We start from the raw sequence: 1,030 nt of genomic DNA on the forward strand, positions 1-1,030 counted from the left end.
TAAAATGATAAGTAAAAATGAAAGTAAGATTCAATCAAAGTAAAAAAATGAAGAAGCTTTTACATTAGGTTATACAAAAACAGTACTTGGATAGATTTATAATAATATTAGGTTGATAGTTAAAGATTATATTGTGAGCAAAAAATATCATGGAAAGCAGCGAATCAAGAATTATTAAAAATACAGGACAGCTTTTCAGTTATGCCTGAATAATGATAATCCTTTTAAAACTTTATAAAAGTTGTACCGTTAAGTTAATTGACTGATGAAAACGAAGTTGGTTCCTAAATGAAGATTCATTTTCACTATTACAAAGAATGAGTTGAAATAGCAAAACGATAGTCAATTTAATTTAGGTTTGATGTATTATAATGGGTCTGGGACAGAAAAAAATGTTGCTAAAGCTATGGAGTTGTTTGAAAAATCCGCTAATCAAGGTTGTGTTCAAGCTCAAAATAATTTAGCCATGATGTATTATAATGAGGAAGTGGCAGGAAAAAATAAGGCTAATGCTAAAGGATGGTTAGAAAAATCTGCTAAACAAGGGAATGCATATGCTCAATATAATTTAGGTGTGATTTACGTACAAGGTTTGATCGTTAATCAGGACTATGCAAAAGCTAAGGAGTGGTATAAAAAAGCAGCCCTACAAGGTGATGCAGATGCACAATTAAGTATGGGGGAATTGTATTTTAATGGCTTTGGAGTCACGCAAGATTATACTAAGGCAAAATATTGGTATGAAAAAGCGGCCAAACAAAATTTACCGGAAGCCCAATATAATTTAAGTCTTATGTATAAAGAAGGAATAGGGGTTCCAAAAAGCGAAATCAAAGCTAAACAATTGTATCGACAAGCTTGTGAAAATGGACTAAAAGGGAAAATGTGTCTAAGATTGTGAACGAATAATAGTGATAGGTTAAGGGACAAGTAAGAAAATGTTGGCATTTTTTTTTAAAAGATAAGCTAAAGTTTCTATCCTTTTATTCTTTATAAAAGTAATCTTATTGATTCTCTGGATAAAAGTTTA

1 protein-coding gene and 1 pseudogene are annotated in these 1,030 nt (G+C 30.5%); both read left to right on the plus strand.

From position 1 onward, the window contains the following. Positions 1-349: 349 nt before the first annotated feature. Positions 350-427, plus strand: a pseudogene (locus tag A9G11_RS14705) (sel1 repeat family protein); the annotation flags it as partial. Next, entirely contained in the window at positions 407-901 is a 495-nt protein-coding gene (locus A9G11_RS12230) for a tetratricopeptide repeat protein (protein WP_255308547.1), read from the plus strand. The pseudogene A9G11_RS14705 and the gene A9G11_RS12230, both read left to right, overlap by 21 nt. Positions 902-1,030: the final 129 nt, after the last annotated feature.

This window comes from Gilliamella sp. wkB108, assembly GCF_001690195.1.
GTDB classification, from domain to species: domain Bacteria; phylum Pseudomonadota; class Gammaproteobacteria; order Enterobacterales; family Orbaceae; genus Gilliamella; species Gilliamella apicola_L.

What these genes read in the sequence shown, in the direction of transcription:
- A9G11_RS12230 (WP_255308547.1), top strand. Translation starts at nt 407, where the DNA reads ATGGAGTTGTTTGAAAAATCCGCTAATCAAGGTTGTGTTCAAGCTCAA.